The organism is Pseudomonas linyingensis (assembly GCF_900109175.1).
GTDB lineage: Bacteria > Pseudomonadota > Gammaproteobacteria > Pseudomonadales > Pseudomonadaceae > Geopseudomonas > Geopseudomonas linyingensis.
Map to the genome: position 1 here is coordinate 285,097 of NZ_FNZE01000002.1, position 16,138 is coordinate 301,234.

Annotated in this window: 13 protein-coding genes; 11 read left to right on the forward strand and 2 right to left on the reverse strand. The window is 66.1% G+C overall.

The genetic code is table 11. The features are described from left to right. Window positions 1-128: 128 nt before the first annotated feature. Window positions 129-2,348, reverse strand: coding sequence for a primosomal protein N' (locus tag BMZ19_RS03750; RefSeq protein WP_090307044.1), 2,220 nt, complete (start codon window positions 2,346-2,348; stop codon window positions 129-131). A 210-nt stretch (window positions 2,349-2,558) separates the two neighbouring features. Here BMZ19_RS03750 and rpmE point away from each other — a divergent pair, with 210 nt between their 5' ends. The 3 genes from rpmE (at window position 2,559) to BMZ19_RS03765 (ending at window position 5,094) form a co-directional block, all read left to right on the forward strand. Beyond that, window positions 2,559-2,774 (forward strand): 50S ribosomal protein L31, encoded by a 216-nt coding sequence (gene rpmE / locus BMZ19_RS03755; protein ID WP_090307047.1) that lies wholly within the window; start codon window positions 2,559-2,561, stop codon window positions 2,772-2,774. Window positions 2,775-2,790: 16 nt separating this feature from the next. After that, window positions 2,791-3,606 (forward strand): thermonuclease family protein, encoded by an 816-nt coding sequence (locus tag BMZ19_RS03760; RefSeq protein ID WP_090307050.1) that lies wholly within the window; start codon window positions 2,791-2,793, stop codon window positions 3,604-3,606. A 219-nt stretch (window positions 3,607-3,825) separates the two neighbouring features. After that, the gene (locus tag BMZ19_RS03765) at window positions 3,826-5,094 is read left to right on the forward strand and encodes a malic enzyme-like NAD(P)-binding protein (RefSeq protein WP_090307053.1); all 1,269 of its coding nucleotides are present in this window, start codon (window positions 3,826-3,828) and stop codon (window positions 5,092-5,094) included. A 77-nt stretch (window positions 5,095-5,171) separates the two neighbouring features. On the opposite strand, the gene BMZ19_RS03770 is transcribed toward BMZ19_RS03765, so the two are convergent. After that, window positions 5,172-7,610, reverse strand: coding sequence for a penicillin-binding protein 1A (locus BMZ19_RS03770; protein ID WP_090307056.1), 2,439 nt, complete (start codon window positions 7,608-7,610; stop codon window positions 5,172-5,174). Window positions 7,611-7,795: 185 nt separating this feature from the next. On the opposite strand from BMZ19_RS03770, the gene BMZ19_RS03775 reads away from it, so the two are divergent. From BMZ19_RS03775 to BMZ19_RS03810, 8 genes are all read left to right on the forward strand, one after another. After that, window positions 7,796-8,860, forward strand: a complete 1,065-nt coding sequence (locus tag BMZ19_RS03775) for a pilus assembly protein PilM (RefSeq protein ID WP_090307059.1) — start codon at window positions 7,796-7,798, stop codon at window positions 8,858-8,860. After that, the gene (locus tag BMZ19_RS03780) at window positions 8,860-9,450 is read left to right on the forward strand and encodes a PilN domain-containing protein (protein WP_090307062.1); all 591 of its coding nucleotides are present in this window, start codon (window positions 8,860-8,862) and stop codon (window positions 9,448-9,450) included. Before BMZ19_RS03775 ends, BMZ19_RS03780 begins: the two co-directional genes overlap by 1 nt. Further along, entirely contained in the window at window positions 9,447-10,073 is a 627-nt protein-coding gene (pilO, locus tag BMZ19_RS03785; protein WP_090307065.1) for a type 4a pilus biogenesis protein PilO, read from the forward strand. The genes BMZ19_RS03780 and pilO overlap by 4 nt, the downstream gene beginning before the upstream one ends. Continuing rightward, window positions 10,070-10,597, forward strand: coding sequence for a type 4a pilus biogenesis lipoprotein PilP (gene pilP, locus BMZ19_RS03790; protein ID WP_090307068.1), 528 nt, complete (start codon window positions 10,070-10,072; stop codon window positions 10,595-10,597). The genes pilO and pilP overlap by 4 nt, the downstream gene beginning before the upstream one ends. A 55-nt stretch (window positions 10,598-10,652) precedes the next feature. Continuing rightward, complete coding sequence (locus BMZ19_RS03795; RefSeq protein WP_090307071.1) at window positions 10,653-12,764, forward strand: type IV pilus secretin PilQ; 2,112 nt, start codon at window positions 10,653-10,655, stop codon at window positions 12,762-12,764. Window positions 12,765-12,767: 3 nt separating this feature from the next. Beyond that, window positions 12,768-13,286, forward strand: coding sequence for a shikimate kinase AroK (aroK, locus tag BMZ19_RS03800; protein ID WP_090307074.1), 519 nt, complete (start codon window positions 12,768-12,770; stop codon window positions 13,284-13,286). 53 nt (window positions 13,287-13,339) lie between these two features. After that, entirely contained in the window at window positions 13,340-14,437 is a 1,098-nt protein-coding gene (gene aroB / locus BMZ19_RS03805) for a 3-dehydroquinate synthase (RefSeq protein ID WP_090307078.1), read from the forward strand. 61 nt (window positions 14,438-14,498) lie between these two features. Further along, on the forward strand, window positions 14,499-16,127 hold the full coding sequence (locus tag BMZ19_RS03810) for an AAA family ATPase (protein WP_090307080.1): 1,629 nt from the start codon (window positions 14,499-14,501) through the stop codon (window positions 16,125-16,127). Window positions 16,128-16,138 lie beyond the last annotated feature (11 nt).

Below are 16,138 nucleotides of genomic sequence, written 5' to 3' on the forward strand. Positions count from 1 at the left end.
TGCTCTTCAGGCCGGGTGCGCGGGCGCCGGGGCGCTGCTCGAAAACTGTACATTATCCGCAGGGCGCCGGGGCTTGCCAACCGCTGTGGCGTGTCGGCTTCACAGCCTGTGCAAGGCGTGCCCTGCGCTCAGAACAGGTCGATCGGGTCGACGTCCAGCGACCAGCGCACCTGGCGGTTGCCGGGCAGGCTTTCCAGTTGCACCAGCCAGGGGCCGAGCAGGCGGTGCAGGGCGGCGCGGCTGGGCGCCTGCAGCAGCAGCTGGGCGCGGTGGCGCCCGGCGCGGCGTTCCATCGGCGCCGGCACCGGGCCGAGCACCTGCACGTCGGGATGCGCGGACTGTTCCAGCAGCTGTTCGGCCAGCGCGGCGGCACTGTCGAGGAAGGCCTCGGCCTGCTCGCCCTGGTGGGCGTCGGCACGCAGCAGGGCCAGATGGGCGAACGGCGGCAGGCCGGCGGCGCGGCGCTCGCTGAGCGCCTGGGCGGCGAAGGCGAAGTAGCCCTGCTCGGTGAGCTGGACCAGCAGCGGGTGATCGGCCAGATGGGTCTGGATGATCACCCGCCCCGGCGCCTCGGCGCGGCCGGCACGGCCGGCGACCTGGACGATCAGTTGGGCCATGCGCTCGCTGGCGCGGAAGTCGGCGGAGAATAGCCCGCCGTCGGCGTCGAGGATCGCCACCAGGGTGACACGCGGAAAGTGGTGGCCCTTGGCGAGCATCTGGGTGCCGAGCAGGATGCACGGCTCACCGCTCTGCACGGTGGCGAACAGCTGCTCCAGGCTGCCCTTGCGCGCGGTGCTGTCGCGGTCCATGCGCAGGATCGGGTAATCGGGAAACAGGATGCGCAGGCGTTCCTCGCTGCGCTCGGTGCCGACGCCGACCGGGCGCAGGTCGACGTGCGCGCACTGCGGGCAGGCGGCCGGCGGCCGCTGGCGGTGGTCGCAGTGGTGGCAGCGCAGCTCGCCGCTGCGCTGGTGCAGGGTCAGGCGCGCGTCGCAGCGCGGGCACAGGGCCATCCAGCCGCAGTCATGGCAGAGCAGGGTGGGGGCAAAACCGCGGCGGTTGAGGAACACCAGCACCTGCTGGCCGGCGGCCAGGGTTTCGCCGATCAGCCGCTGCAGCGGCGGCGAGAAGCCGCTGTCCAGCGGCCGGCTGCGCACGTCGAGGCGCTCGAAGCGCGGCTGGCGGGCACCGCCGGCGCGCTGCTCGAGGCGCAGCAGGGCGTAGCGGCCCTGCTCGGCGTTGTGCAGGCTCTCCAGCGACGGCGTGGCCGAGCCGAGCAGCAGCGGCACGCGCTCCAGGCGCGCGCGCATCACCGCCAGGTCGCGGGCGTGGTAGCGCAGGCCCTCCTGCTGTTTATAGGAGGCGTCGTGCTCCTCGTCGACGATGATCAGGCCGGGATGCTTGAGCGGGGTGAACAGCGCCGAGCGGGTGCCGATGACGATCTGCGCGTGGCCCTCGCGGGCGGCCTGCCAGGCCTCCAGGCGCTCGCGGTCGGTGAGGCCCGAGTGCAGCAGGGCGATGCGCGCGTTGAAGCGACGGGCGAAGCGCTCGAGGGTCTGCGGACCGAGGTTGATCTCGGGGATCAGCACCAGCGCCTGCCGGCCGGCCTCCAGGGTCTCACGGATCAGCTGCAGGTAGACCTCGGTCTTGCCGCTGCCGGTGACCCCGGCCAGCAGGCAGGGGTGGAAACGGCCAAAACCGGCACGCACCGCCTCGAAGGCGCTGCGCTGTTCGTCGTTGAGCGCCAGCTCCGGCTGCAGCAGCCAGGCGCCGTGGTGTTCGGGAATGCTCGGGCGGCGGCGGATCACCTCGACCAGGCCCTTGTCGTGCAGCAGCTTGAGGCTGTCGCGCGACAGCTGGAACTGCTCGAGCAGGTTCTGGTTGATGCCGTGCGGGTGCTGGGCGAGGGTCGCCAGCGCCTGGCGCTGACGCGGTGCGCGGGCCAGGCGCGGGTCGTCGAGGCGCGCGCCGGCGGCGGCCTGCCAGAGGCGTTCCTCACTGCGCTCGGCCGACTCGCCCTGGCGCAGCAGATTGGGCAGCGCCCAGCTGAAGGTGTCGCCGAGGCTGTGCTGGTAGTAGCTGGCGGTCCACAGGCACAGCTCGAACAGCGCCGGCGGCAGCAGCGGGCGGCGGTCGAGCAGGGCGCAGGCCTCGCGCAGGCGCTCTTCCGGCACCTCGCTGTGCGCCACCCGTTCGACCAGCACGCCGACCAGTTCGCGGCGCCCGAACGGCACGCGCAGACGCACGCCGGGCTGCAGCAGGGCGGGATCGCAGTCGGCCGGGGCACGGTAGTCGAACAGCCGGCGCAGCGGCGAGGGCAGGGCAAGGCGCAGGATGGGCTGGGTCACGCAGGGGCTCCGCAGGCGAAGGCCGGCGATCTTAGCACGCGGTGCAGCGGCCGGCGGCGGGCGGGCTGCCCGGCGGATCTTGCATCGCTTGGGGGGTCTGTTATCATGCCGCCCTATTTTTCCGGGTGGCCAGACCGCCCCGGTGAAACTACCTCGTGCGGTACCTGGCATGGTGCCTGGTGGCGGCACATCATCCCTGAGGATCCAAAGATGAAACCGGAAATCCATCCCGCGTATGACGAAGTCGTAGCTACCTGCAGCTGCGGCAACGTGGTCAAGACCCGTTCCACCCTGTGCAAGAACCTGAGCCTCGACGTGTGCTCCGAGTGCCACCCGTTCTACACCGGCAAGCAGAAGGTTCTCGACGCTGGCGGCCGTATCGATCGCTTCAAGCAGCGTTTCGCTGGCTTCGGCGCGACCAAGTAAGCAAGGCGTATCCGGGATGCAGAGTCTGTTTCCCGGTACAGCAAAAAAGGCGTCCCTGTGGGGCGCCTTTTTTGTTTGTGCCGTGGTGGTACTCACGCCGCTGCGGGCGCTGGCCGATGCCTGCCGGGCGCCCGGCCCGCTGCGCGAGACACAGGTGGCCAGGGTGGTGGATGGCGACACCCTGCGCCTGGCGGACGGGCGCAGCGTGCGCCTGATCGGGGTCAATGCACCGGAGAAGGCCCGTGCCGGGCAGTCGGCCGAGCCCTTTGCCGAGGTGGCCACGCATCACCTCGAGCAGTTGGTCGCGGCCAGTGGTGGGCAGGTCGGGCTGGTGGCTGGCGAGCAGGCGCGCGATCACTACGGGCGCAGCCTGGCGCATGCCTTCGGCCGCGACGGACATAGCTGGGAGGCGCAGCAGCTGGCGGCGGGGCTGGGCTTTGCCGTCGCCATAGCGCCGAATACCGCGCTGGTCGACTGCCTGTGGACGGCCGAGCATCAGGCGCGGCTAGCGCGCAAGGGTGTCTGGCGCAGGAATCCGGTACTCGAGGTCGGCCAGCTGCGCCGCGCGGGGTTTGCCGTGCTGCGCGGGCGGGTCGCGGCGCTCGAACGTAACCGCGGCGGTGTCTGGCTGCAACTGGACGGGCCGCTGGTGCTGCGCATCGAGCTGCAGCGGCTGGTGCAGTTCGACGAGGGTGAGCTGCGCCGCCTCGCGGGGCGCGAGGTCGAGGTGCGTGGCTGGGTGGTCGACCGCAGTCGCCGTGGCGCGCTCAGGCCGGGCCAGGCGCGCTGGCTGCTGACGCTGAGTCATCCGTCGATGCTCGAGGTGCGCTGAGCGGGTGGGCCAAGGCCTGCCCGCCGTGCGCCAGTCGGTAGGGTTTCCCGCAGCGCTGGGGTCGGTTCAGTTGCCTTGCGGGACGGCGGAAAGTCTAATGAATCAGTGCTTGACAAGCCTATTCGAGGCTCTGGCGCACCGCTCTTGTAGGTGGCCGGTCTCATGCCGTATGCTCGGGTTCCCTGTCTTTATCTATAAATAATAAGCGGAAGCACCAACATGTCTGATCTGAAAACTGCCGCGCTCGAGTACCACGCCCAGCCCCGTCCCGGCAAACTGAGCGTTGAGCTGACCAAGCCCACGGCTACCGCGCGCGACCTGTCCCTGGCCTACAGCCCTGGCGTTGCCGAGCCGGTTCGCGAGATCGCCCGCGATCCGGAACTGGCCTTCAAGTACACCGGCAAGGGCAACCTGGTGGCAGTCATCTCCGATGGCACCGCGATCCTCGGTCTGGGCGACCTGGGGCCGCTGGCGTCCAAGCCGGTGATGGAGGGCAAGGGGGTGCTGTTCAAGCGTTTCGCCGGCGTCGACGTGTTCGACATCGAGGTGGACTCGGAAAGCCCGCAGGCCTTCATCGACACCGTCAAGCGCATCTCGATCACCTTCGGCGGCATCAACCTGGAAGACATCAAGGCGCCCGAGTGCTTCGAGATCGAGCGTGCGCTGATCGAGCAGTGCGACATTCCGGTATTCCATGACGACCAGCACGGCACCGCCATCGTCACCGCGGCCGGCATGCTCAACGCCCTGGAAATCGTCGGCAAGAAGCTGGAGGAGGCGAAGATCGTCTGCCTCGGCGCCGGTGCCGCGGCGACCGCGTGCATGAAGCTGCTGGTCAGCCTTGGCGCGAAGATCGAGAATATTTTCATGATCGACCGCAAGGGCGTGATCCACGCCGGTCGCGACGATCTGAACCAGTACAAGTCGGTGTTCGCCCACGAGACCGACAAGCGCACCCTGTCCGACGCGATGGAGGGTGCCGACGTGTTCGTCGGCCTGTCCGGCGCCAACCTGCTGCCGGCCGAAGACCTCGCGCGCATGGCGGCCAACCCGATCGTGTTCGCCTGCTCCAACCCCGATCCGGAGATCGCCCCGGAACTGGCGCATGCCACGCGCGATGACGTGATCATGGCCACCGGGCGTTCCGACTACCCGAACCAGGTCAACAACGTGCTGGGCTTCCCGTTCATCTTCCGCGGTGCCCTGGACGTGCGCGCCACCCGCATCAACGAGGAGATGAAGATCGCCGCGGTCAACGCCATCCGCGAGCTGGCCAAGCTGCCGGCACCCAACGAGGTCTGCGCGGCCTATGGCGTCGAGTGCCTGGAGTTCGGTCGCGACTACATCATTCCCAAGCCGATGGACCAGCGCCTGATCCAGCTGGTGCCGGATGCGGTGGCCAAGGCCGCGATCGAGAGCGGGGTGGCGCGCCTCGGCTATCCGAAGCACTATCCGCTGACCTCGGTGGATGACGTGTTCAACGGCTGATCGGCTGTTTGAAAGCAAAAACCCCGCTGCGGCGGGGTTTTTTGTGGGTGCATGGCGGCACTTCAGGACAGGTCGATTCAGAACAGATCGATCGGCACCGGTGCCGGCTCGCTGCCGAAGTTGTCCTGAAAGCTGCTGCTGACTTCCTGGGCTGGCTGCGGCGGGGCGTCCTTGTTGAACAGCTCGAAGAAGGCGCCGCTGGCGCCGGCCGTCGCGGCGCGCCCAGTGGCGGGGTCGATGCGCAGGCGCAGCAGGCCGTCGGGCTCCGGCGGCAGGTGCATCGGCCGATCCTTGAGCGCCACGCCCATGTATTCGATCCAGATCGGCAGGGCGACGGTGCCGCCGTACTCGTGGCGGCCGAGGCTCTGCGGCTGGTCGAAGCCGCTCCACGCGGTGGTGACGAAGTCGCCGTTGTAGCCAGCGAACCAGGAGTCCTTCTGCTCGTTGGTGGTGCCGGTCTTGCCGGCCAGATCGCTGCGCCCCAGGCTCATGGCGCGGCGGCCGGTGCCTCGGGCGATCACGTCCTGGAGCATGTTGGTCATGATGTAGGCGGTGCGCGGATCGAGCACGCGCTCGGCTGGGATGGGTGCCTCGGCAACGGGCTCGGCGGCGCTGGCATTCGCGTCGCTGCTGGTGTCGGGCAGAGCGGCGGCCGTCGCCTGCGGCGTGCTCGGCGGCATCTGCCGGTCTGGCACGCGTGGCGGGTTGGCCAGGAACAGCGGCTCGCCGTCGCGGTTGTCGATGCGGGTGATCAGATAGGGCTGTACCCGGTAGCCGCCGTTGGCGAACACCGCGTAGCCGGTGGTGACTTCCAGCGGGGTCAGGTTGGCGGTGCCGAGGGCCAGCGAGAAGTTGCGCGGCAGCTCCTCCGGCGGCAGGCTGAAGCGCTTGCTGTAGTCGAGGGCGTAGCCGATACCGATTTCCTGCAGCAGACGGATCGACACCAGGTTGCGCGACTTGAACAGGGCCTCGCGCATGCGGATCGGACCGAGGAAGGTGTTGTTGTCGTTCTTCGGTCGCCAGATTTCGCCGGTGTAGGGGTCGACGAACTCGATGGGCGCGTCGTTGATCAGGCTGGCCGCGGTGAAGCCCTTGTCGAGGGCGGCGCTGTAGACGAAGGGCTTGAAGCTGGAGCCGGGCTGGCGCTTGGCCTGGGTGGCGCGGTTGTAGTTGCTCTGCTCGAAGGAGAAGCCGCCGATCAGGGCGCGGATCGCACCATCGGCCGGATCCAGCGAGACCAGCGCGCCCTGCGCCTGGGGCAGCTGGACGAAGCGCAGGCTGCCGTCGTCCTGGCGTTGCACGCGAATCAGGTCGCCGGTGCGCACCACGTCGGCCGGCTTGCCGGGCAGGCGGCCGAGGCTGTTGGTGTTGAGGTGCGGCCGCGCCCATTTCATGCTCTGCCAGTCGACGCGCTCCTCGCTGCCTGCGCGGGTCAGGACCTGGATGCCGTCGCCGTCGATGCGGGTGACGACCGCCGGCTCCAGGCCGCCGAGGGTGCGTTGCTCGGCGAGCTTGGCCTGCCAGCCGGCCAGGTCCAGCCCGGCCAGGCGCTGTTCGGGGCCGCGGTAGCCGTGGCGCTGGTCATAGGCCAGCAGCCCTTCGCGCAGCGCCCGGTTGGCAGCGGTCTGCAGGTCGCTGCGCACGCTGGTGTGGACGCGGTAGCCTTCGGTGTAGGCGTCGCTGCCGAAGCGGCCGACGATTTCGGCGCGGGCCATTTCCGCCACGTAGGGGGCTTCCAGCTCCGGCGGGCTGGCGGCCTGCTGACGTACTTCGACCGCTTCGGCGAGGGCGCTCTGGTAGCGCTGCTGGTCGATCTTGCCCAGTTCGTACATGCGCGCGAGAATCCAGTCGCGGCGGATCTTGGCGCGTTCGGGGTTGACCACCGGGTTGTAGCGCGAGGGAGCCTTGGGCAGGCCGGCGATCATCGCTAGTTGGGCCAGCGACAGTTCGCCGATCGACTTGCCGTAGTAGATCTGCGCGGCCGCCTCGATGCCGTAGGCACGGTTGCCGAGGTAGATCTTGTTGACGTACAGCTCGAGGATCGCGTTCTTGTCGAGGGTCCGCTCGATCTGCAGGGCGAGAAGTATCTCGTTGATTTTCCTGGAAAAACTCCGCTCGTTGGAGAGGAAGAAGTTCTTCGCCACCTGCATGGTGATGGTGCTGCCGCCGGTCTGGATCTGCCCGCTCTTCAATAATTGCGCGGCAGCACGCATCAGGCTCTTTACGTCGACTCCATAATGATGCGCGAAGTTGTCGTCCTCGGCGGCCAGCAAGGCATCTACGAAGTCCTGGGGGATGTCGGCGAAGTGGATGGGGCTGCGGCGCATTTCGCCGAATTCGGCGATCAGCTTGCCATCGGCACTGTACACCCGCAGCGGGACCTGCATGCGTACATTGCGCAGGGTCTCGACCGAGGGCAGGCTCGGGCTGAGATAGAGGTAGGTGCCGCTGAAGCCAAGCAGTACGGCACTGAGCAGGGCGACACAGGTCCACGACAAAAACTTCAGCAGGCGCATCGGCAATCTTGCTTGTCCAGGGAAAGGAATGAGTTAAGCGGGTGGCGCAGGGAAAAGGCACAAACTGTTCACATTATAAGTGTTTTCTCCCTGAAGTAGCCATTTACCCTGCTGTCAAGTAGGGGTGTTTAATGCTGAAATACATGAACCGTCCGTAACCATCGGATGCTGATAGGAAATTGGCCGTGCTAGGGCTCTTCAACAAGACCGCGAATACGCTTTTGGGGATCGACATCAGTTCGACTTCAGTCAAGCTGCTGGAGCTGAGCCGCTCGGGTGGGCGCTATAGGGTTGAGGCCTATGCGGTCGAACCCTTGCCGCCGAATGCGGTCGTCGAGAAGAACATCGCCGAGATCGAGGGTGTGGGTCAGGCACTGACGCGGGTGCTGGCCAAGGCGCGCTCCGGCGGCAAGAACGTGGCCGTGGCTGTGGCCGGTTCGGCAGTGATCACCAAGACCATCGAGATGGATGCCGGGCTGTCCGAGGACGAGCTGGAGAACCAGCTGAAAATTGAGGCGGACCAGTACATCCCCTATCCGCTGGAGGAGGTCGCCATCGACTTCGAGGTCCAGGGCCTCTCGCCGCGCAATCCCGAGCGTGCCGAGGTGCTGCTGGCCGCCTGTCGCAAGGAAAACGTCGAGGTGCGCGAAGCTGCACTGGCGCTGGCCGGGCTGACGGCCAAGGTGGTCGACGTCGAGGCTTACGCACTGGAGCGCGCCTTTGCCCTGCTCGAGTCGCGGCTGGCCGGCGAGCGCGGCGAGCTGACCGTGGCCGTGGTGGATGTCGGTGCCACCATGACCACCCTCAGCGTGCTGCACAACGGCAAGACCATCTATACCCGCGAGCAGTTGTTCGGCGGCAAGCAGCTGACCGAGGAAATCCAGCGCCGCTACGGGCTGTCCTTCGAGGATGCCGGTCTGGCGAAAAAGCAGGGTGGTCTCCCGGATGACTATGACAGCGAAGTGCTGTTGCCGTTCAAGCAAGCGGTAGTGCAACAGGTGTCACGCTCGCTACAGTTCTTCTTTGCGGCCGGTCAGTTCAGCGAAGTCGACTGCATCCTGCTGGCCGGCGGCACGGCCTCGCTCGCAGGGCTTGATCGGCTGATCGAGCAGAAGATCGGCACCCCCTGCGTGGTCGCCAATCCCTTCGCCGACATGGCGCTGGCCAGCAAGGTGAATGCCGCGGCGTTGGCCAGTGATGCGCCGGCGCTGATGATCGCCTGCGGGCTGGCGATGAGGAGTTTCGACTGATGGCCAGAATCAACCTGCTTCCCTGGCGCGAGCAGCGCCGCGAGGAGCGCAAGCAGCGCTTCCTGGTGGTGCTGGGCGCGGTGCTGGCCGGTGCCGCCGCTCTGGTTTTTGCCGGCGACCAGTACCTGAATGCCGCTATCGAGCAGCAGAGTGCGCGCAACGATTTCCTGAACAAGGAAATCGCCGTGCTGGATGCGCGGATCAAGGAGATCAGCGAGCTGAAGCAGCGCCGCCAGCAGTTGCTGGAACGGATGAAGACCATCCAGGATCTGCAGGGCAACCGTCCGATCATCGGCCGGGTGTTCGACCAGCTGGTACGCACCCTGCCTGATGGCGTGCATTTCACCGAGCTGAAGATGACTGACAAGAACATCGCTATCAAGGGCGCGGCCGAATCCAACAACCGGGTGTCCACGCTGATGCGCAACCTCGATGCCTCCGAGTGGCTGACCACGCCGAACCTGACTGAGGTCAAGGCGGTGACGGCCGGTACGGTGGACCAGGCCAACGTATTCCAGCTGAGTGTCCAGCAAACCCTGCCTGAAAGCGAAGATCAGGCCGTAGCCCAGCAAGGAGGGGCCAAGAAATGAGTCTGGCTCAATCCCTGGAAAGTCTGCGCAAGGTCAATCTCAGCGAGCTGGACGCCAACAACCTCGGCTCCTGGCCGGCTCCGGTCAAGGTGATCGCCGCGGTCCTGCTGCTGATTGCGGTGCTGGCGCTGGGTTACAACTTCCATCTCAAGGATCTGCAGGCGCAGCTGGACCAGCAGCGCAGTCAGGAGGAGACGCTCAGGCAGCAGTTCGCCACCAAGGCCGGTCAGGCAGCCAATCTGGAGGCCTATCGCCAGCAGATGGTGGAGATGGAGCAGTCTTTCGGCGCTCTGTTGCGCCAGCTGCCGAGCGATACCGAGGTGCCCGGCCTGCTCGAGGACATCACCCGTACCGGTCTGGGCAGCGGCCTGGAGTTCGAGGAGATCAAGCTGCTGCCGGAAGTCACCCAGCAGTTCTACATCGAGCTGCCGATCCAGATTCGCGTGGTTGGCACCTACCATGATCTGGCGACCTTCGTCAGCGGCGCCGCCAGTCTGCCTCGCATCGTTACCTTGCACGATTTCGACATCAAGCCGCAGAGTGGTGACGCAGGGGATGCAAAGCTGAGCATGGGCATTCTGGCCAAGACCTACCGCTACAACGACAAGGGGCTGCAAAAATGAACGGCTCCCGCCTGATTATCGGCAGCCTGCTGCTGCTCAGTCTGACCGCCTGCGACTCCTCGGGTGATTTCGCCGACCTGCAGGCCTACATGAACGAGGTTCGCGCCCGGCCCAAGGCGCCGATCGAGCCGCTGCCCAAGTTCCAGCCCTACGAGGCGTTCACCTACAGTGCGTCGGCGATGCGCAGCCCGTTCCAGCCGCCGGTGCGGATCGACCTGCAGAAGCGCCAGAAAGGCTCTGCGCAAATCAAGCCGGACGAGTCGCGTCCCCGGCAGTTCCTCGAGGGCTTCAATATCGAGGTGTTCCAGATGGTCGGCCTGCTGGCCAACGGCAATGGTCGTTTTGCCTTGGTCAACGGTGCCGGTGGGGTGCACCGGATCAAGGTCGGCGATTATCTGGGCCGCAACCACGGGCGCATCGTGGGCATCAACGATGACCGGGTCGAGGTCGTCGAAATTGTTCCAGATGGCGAGGGGGGCTGGCTCGAGCGGCCGCGCACCCTGACCCTCAAAGAACGTTCCTGAGGGCGGGGGTCCATGCATGAATAATCCAACTCGGTCTGCACAACGGATTCAGACAATGAACAGTTCCATTTCGCGCTTCAGCCTGTCGCTGCTGGCTGCGCTGCTTTCGCCGGCGGCGCTGGCTGCCAATCTGCAGGGCCTGGATGTGGCGGCTCTGCCCGGGGATCGTGTCGAGCTGAAGCTGGCCTTTGACGAGCCGGTAACCGCTCCGCGTGGCTACACCATCGACCAGCCGGCGCGCATTGCCCTGGATCTGCCGGGGGTGACCAACAAGCTGGGTTCGCGCAATCGCGATCTGGGTGTTGGCAATGCGCGCAGTCTGACTGTTGTCGAGGCCAAGGATCGTACCCGGTTGATCATCAACCTGAACAGCTTGCAGCCCTACACCACCCGTGCCGAGGGCAACAACCTGTTCGTCGTGGTCGGTGGCTCGCAGGCCGCCGCCAGCAGTGTCGCGGCCGTGGCCCAGCCGGTTAGTCAGGCGCCGAAGCCCTTCGTCCCCGCCGGCAAGGCGATTCGTAACATCGACTTTCAGCGCGGTAGCCAGGGCGAAGGCAACGTGGTCATCGACCTCTCCGATCCCGGTATCAGCCCGGATATCCAGGAAAGCGGCGGGCGGATTCGTCTGGAGTTCCCGCGTACCCAGTTGCCCGAGCAGCTGCGTGCACGTCTGGACGTCAAGGACTTCGCCACCCCAGTGCAGTTCGTCAATGCGTCGGCCAGCGGCGACAAGGCCAGCATCGTCATCGAGCCGAGCGGCAATTACGACTACCTCGCCTACCAGACCGACAACCGCCTGACCATCAGCGTCAAGCCGCTGACCCAGGAAGATGTCGAGAAGCGCAAGGTCGAGCGCTTCGCCTACACCGGCGAGAAGCTGTCGCTGAACTTCCAAGACATCGACGTGCGTTCAGTGCTGCAGCTGATCGCCGACTTCACCGATCTCAACCTGGTAGCCAGTGACACCGTGCAGGGCAACATTACCCTGCGCCTGCAGAACGTGCCCTGGGACCAGGCGCTGGATCTGGTGCTGAAGACCAAGGGCTTGGACAAGCGCAAGATCGGCAACGTCCTGCTGGTGGCGCCTGCCGACGAAATCGCCGCCCGTGAGCGTCAGGAGCTGGAGGCGCAGAAGCAGATCGCCGAGCTGGCGCCGCTGCGTCGTGAGGTGGTGCAGCTGAACTACGCCAAGGCTTCGGATATTGCCGGCCTGTTCAAAGAGTTTTCCGAAGGCGCCGAGCAGAAGGACATGCGCGGTTCGATCATCTATGACGATCGCACCAACAGCCTGATTGCCTACCTGACCGAGGATCGCCTGAACGAGTTGCGCCGCATTGTCACCCAGCTGGATATTCCGGTACGTCAGGTGATGATCGAGGCGCGTATCGTCGAGGCCAACGTTGGTTACGACAAGAGTCTCGGGGTGCGCTGGGGTGGGGCGGCAGTAACCAATGACGGCAAGTGGGCGGCCTATGGCAAGGACGGTACTACCGGCATCGGGGATGATGAAGACTTCAGTTGCGGTCCCTTTGCCGGCAACTGTACCCTGCCGGTGGATGACAACGATGCACCAGTTCCCTTCGTTGATCTTGGCGCGCTCAACAGCACCTCTGGCTTCGGCATCGGCTTCCTGACCGACAACGTTATTCTCGACCTGCAGCTGTCGGCGATGGAGAAGACCGGCAACGGCGAGGTGGTCTCGCAACCCAAGGTGGTCACCTCTGACAAGGAGACGGCGAAGATCCTCAAGGGTTCCGAGATTCCCTACCAGGAGGCCAGCTCTAGTGGCGCCACCAGTACCTCGTTCAAGGAAGCGGCGCTGGCGCTGGAAGTGACCCCGCAGATCACCCCGGACAACCGGGTGATCATGGAGGTCAAGGTTACCAAGGATGCTCCGGATTTCAGCAACGCGCTGAATGGCGTGCCGCCGATCGACAAGAACGAGGTCAACGCCAAGGTGCTGGCCGCAGACGGCGAGACCATCGTCATCGGCGGAGTATTCTCCAACAGTCAGCAGAAATCGGTGGAGAAGGTACCTTTCCTCGGCGACCTGCCGTTCCTCGGTCGGTTGTTCCGCCGCGATGTCGTCAGCGACAGCAAGTCCGAGCTGCTGATCTTCCTCACCCCGCGTATCATGGACACCCAGGCAATTTCCGTGAGTCGTTGATACGTGCGCAATCTGATCCTCGTGGGCCCGATGGGAGCTGGCAAGAGCACCATCGGGCGTCTTCTGGCCAAAGAGCTGCATCTGCCCTTCAAGGATTCCGACAAGGAAATCGAGGTGCGCACCGGTGCGGATATCCCGTGGATCTTCGATGTCGAGGGCGAGCAGGGTTTTCGCGAGCGGGAGCAGGCGGTGATTTCCGATCTGTGCCAGGAAGATGGTCTGGTGCTGGCCACCGGTGGGGGAGCGATCCTGCGCCCGGCCAACCGCGAGGCGCTACGCGCCGGCGGGCGGGTGGTCTACCTGCATACATCGGTGGAGCAGCAACTGGAGCGTACCGCGCGGGATCGCAATCGGCCGCTGCTGCGTACCGCCAATCCCGGTCAGGTGCTGGGCGAGCTGATGGCGATCCGCGATCCTTTGTATCGCGAAATCGCCGATGTGATCATCGAAACCGATCAGCGCCCGCCGCGTATGGTGGTGCAGGAAGTGCTGAGTCGCCTGGAGCAGTTGCCGCCCCGTTAAAAGGGCCGCGAACTGCGCTATCCTAGGGCCCTTTTCCACCAGCGGGGGGCCACATGCGGACTCTTCACGTCGACCTCGGCGAGCGCAGCTATCCCATCTTCATCGGCGCCGGTCTGCTCGACCGGTGCGACTGTTTCTCTCCCTATATTGCCGGTCGCCAGGTGGCAATCGTCACCAACCAGACCGTGGCGCCGCTGTACCTGCAGCGTCTGCTCGCGACGCTGGAAGGCTATGCGGTTACGCCGATCATCCTTCCCGATGGCGAAGCGTTCAAGAACTGGGAAACCCTACAGCTGATCTTCGACGGTCTGCTCGAGGCCCGGCATGATCGGCGCACCACCCTGATCGCTCTCGGCGGCGGGGTGATCGGCGACATGACCGGCTTCGCTGCGGCCTGCTACCAGCGTGGCGTGGACTTCATCCAGGTGCCGACCACCTTGCTGTCCCAGGTGGACTCCTCGGTGGGCGGCAAGACCGGGATCAACCATCCGCTGGGCAAGAACATGGTGGGTGCCTTCTACCAGCCGCAGGCGGTGGTGATCGATACCGCCACCCTCGCCACCCTGCCGGCGCGCGAGCTGTCGGCCGGCCTGGCTGAAGTGATCAAGTACGGACTGATCTGCGACGAGCCCTTCCTGACCTGGCTGGAGCAGCACATCGATGCCCTGCGGGCGCTGGATGGCGAGGCGATCAGCGAGGCGGTCGAGCGTTCTTGTGCTGCCAAGGCGCGGGTGGTGAATGCCGACGAGCGCGAGTCCGGGGTGCGCGCGACTCTCAATCTTGGCCACACCTTCGGTCACGCCATCGAGACCGAGATGGGCTACGGCGTCTGGCTGCACGGCGAAGCGGTGGCGGTCGGCACCGTGATGGCGCTGGAGATGTCGCAGCGTCTGGGCTGGATTGACGCGCAGGCACGCGACCGCGGCATCTGCCTGCTGGCGCGCGCCGGCCTGCCGGTGGTGCCGCCACAGGAGATGGGGGTGGAGGAATTTCTCCGCCACATGGCGGTCGACAAGAAGGTGCTGGATGGGCGTCTGCGCCTGGTGCTGCTGCGCCAGCTGGGCGAGGCGGTGGTGACTGCGGACTATCCGCGCGAGGTTCTCGAGGCAACGCTGCGTGCGGACTATGCAGCGCTGGTCCGTCAAGCATGAAGTGAATTGATTGCCCCGGCATCAGCGCCGGGGCTTCCTGTGCAAATGGAATGAGGCATTCATGACCAGCCTGCAGGCCGATGAGGCATTTGTTGAGCACTACCAGTTGACGCACGACCCGTTCACCCCGCGGGTGCCGGGCTTCAAGTTTTTCCCCGCGCAGCGCAAGCCAGTGCTGGCCCAGTTGCATCAGTTGGCGCGCTACAGCGCGCTGATGCAGGTGGTCAGCGGTCCGTTGGGGAGCGGCAAGACCCTGCTGCGTCAGGCTCTGGTTGCCAGCAGCAACAAGCAGAGTGTGGTCAGCGTGCCGCTGTCAGCCCGTCAAGCGGGCAACAGCGCTGCGCTGTTGCGTGGTTTCAGTCAGGGGCTCGGTGGCAGCAGTCAGGATGTCGATGGGCTGCTCGGTCAGGTTGCCCGCCTGAATCAGGCCGGCCAGGAAGTCTACCTGCTGGTGGATGACGCCGAGAAACTGCAGGACGAGGCGCTGGAAACCCTGGCCGCGTTGGCCGCGGGAGATAGTGATGGACGTGCTCATGTCTTCCTGTTTGCCGAGCCCGAGCTGCTGGAGCGTCTGGAGGCGCTGGGCAAGGCCGAGCGCTGCCATGTGCAGGAGCTGCAGCCTTACACGCTCGAGGAAACGCGCGCCTATCTTGCCCAGCGCCTCGAGGGTGCCGGGCAGGGACTGGAGTTGTTCGAGGATCGCCAGCTGGAGGAGATTCAGGTCGAGTCGGGCGGCTGGCCGGGAGCGATCAACCGGGTCGCGCGCGAGGTGCTGAACGAGGCGATGCTCGCCGAGGATCAACCGGCGGTTTCCACCGGGGCTGGGATGAACCTGCCGAAGAAGCACCTGCTGGCACTGGGGGTGGTGGCTGCTGGGGTGGCGCTGGCGCTGCTGATGAATGGTCGGGAGCCCGAAGTGGCGCCGGCCGTCACCGACAATCTGGCGCTCGGGCAACCGGGTGCGGCGGCACAGAATGAGGTGGCTGTCGCATCGACGGCGTCGGCCAGCGCTGGTCCGGCCATCCAGTTCGAAGGCGACAAGCCGTTACCCTTGCCGCTGGTCGGGCAGGGCCAGCCGGTGCCGCGCGAGCCGCTGGCGCGCGCGGCGGGCGGCGCCGGCGTCGAGGAACTGGATGCCTCCCATGCCGCCATGCCGGTACCAGTGGGGGTGGCGGATAGCGCCAATGCTCCGGCCGGTGGCGTGGCGGCAGGGGTGGCGCCGGTGATGCCGGCGGAGCCGCCGAGTGCGACGCCCGTCGCGCAGCCCAAGCCGGCTCCGACACCGGTGCCGGTTGCGGAGGTCAATCCGGCGCCTGCAGCGCCGCTGGCCGTGGCACCGACCGCCAAGCCGGTACCCGCTCCTGCGCCGACCCCCAGCGCGCCGACCGGCAGTACCGGCAGCAGTAGCTGGTACCTGTCGCAGCCGGTCGGCCAGTACACCCTGCAACTGTTCGGCACCAGTTCGGAGGGGGCGGCCCAGGCCGCGGTGCGCGAGGGTGGTGGCGACTATCGCTACTTCCGCAAGCTGCACCAGAGCAAGCCGCTGTACGTGGTCACCTACGGGAGCTTCTCTACACCGGCGGCGGCCAAGTCAGCGGTGGCCGGCTTGCCGGCACGCCTGCAGGCCAGCAAGCCGTGGCCGCGTACCTTCGCCAGCATCCAGCAGGAAATCCGCCAGGCCGGTCGCTAGTCTGTTCCGAC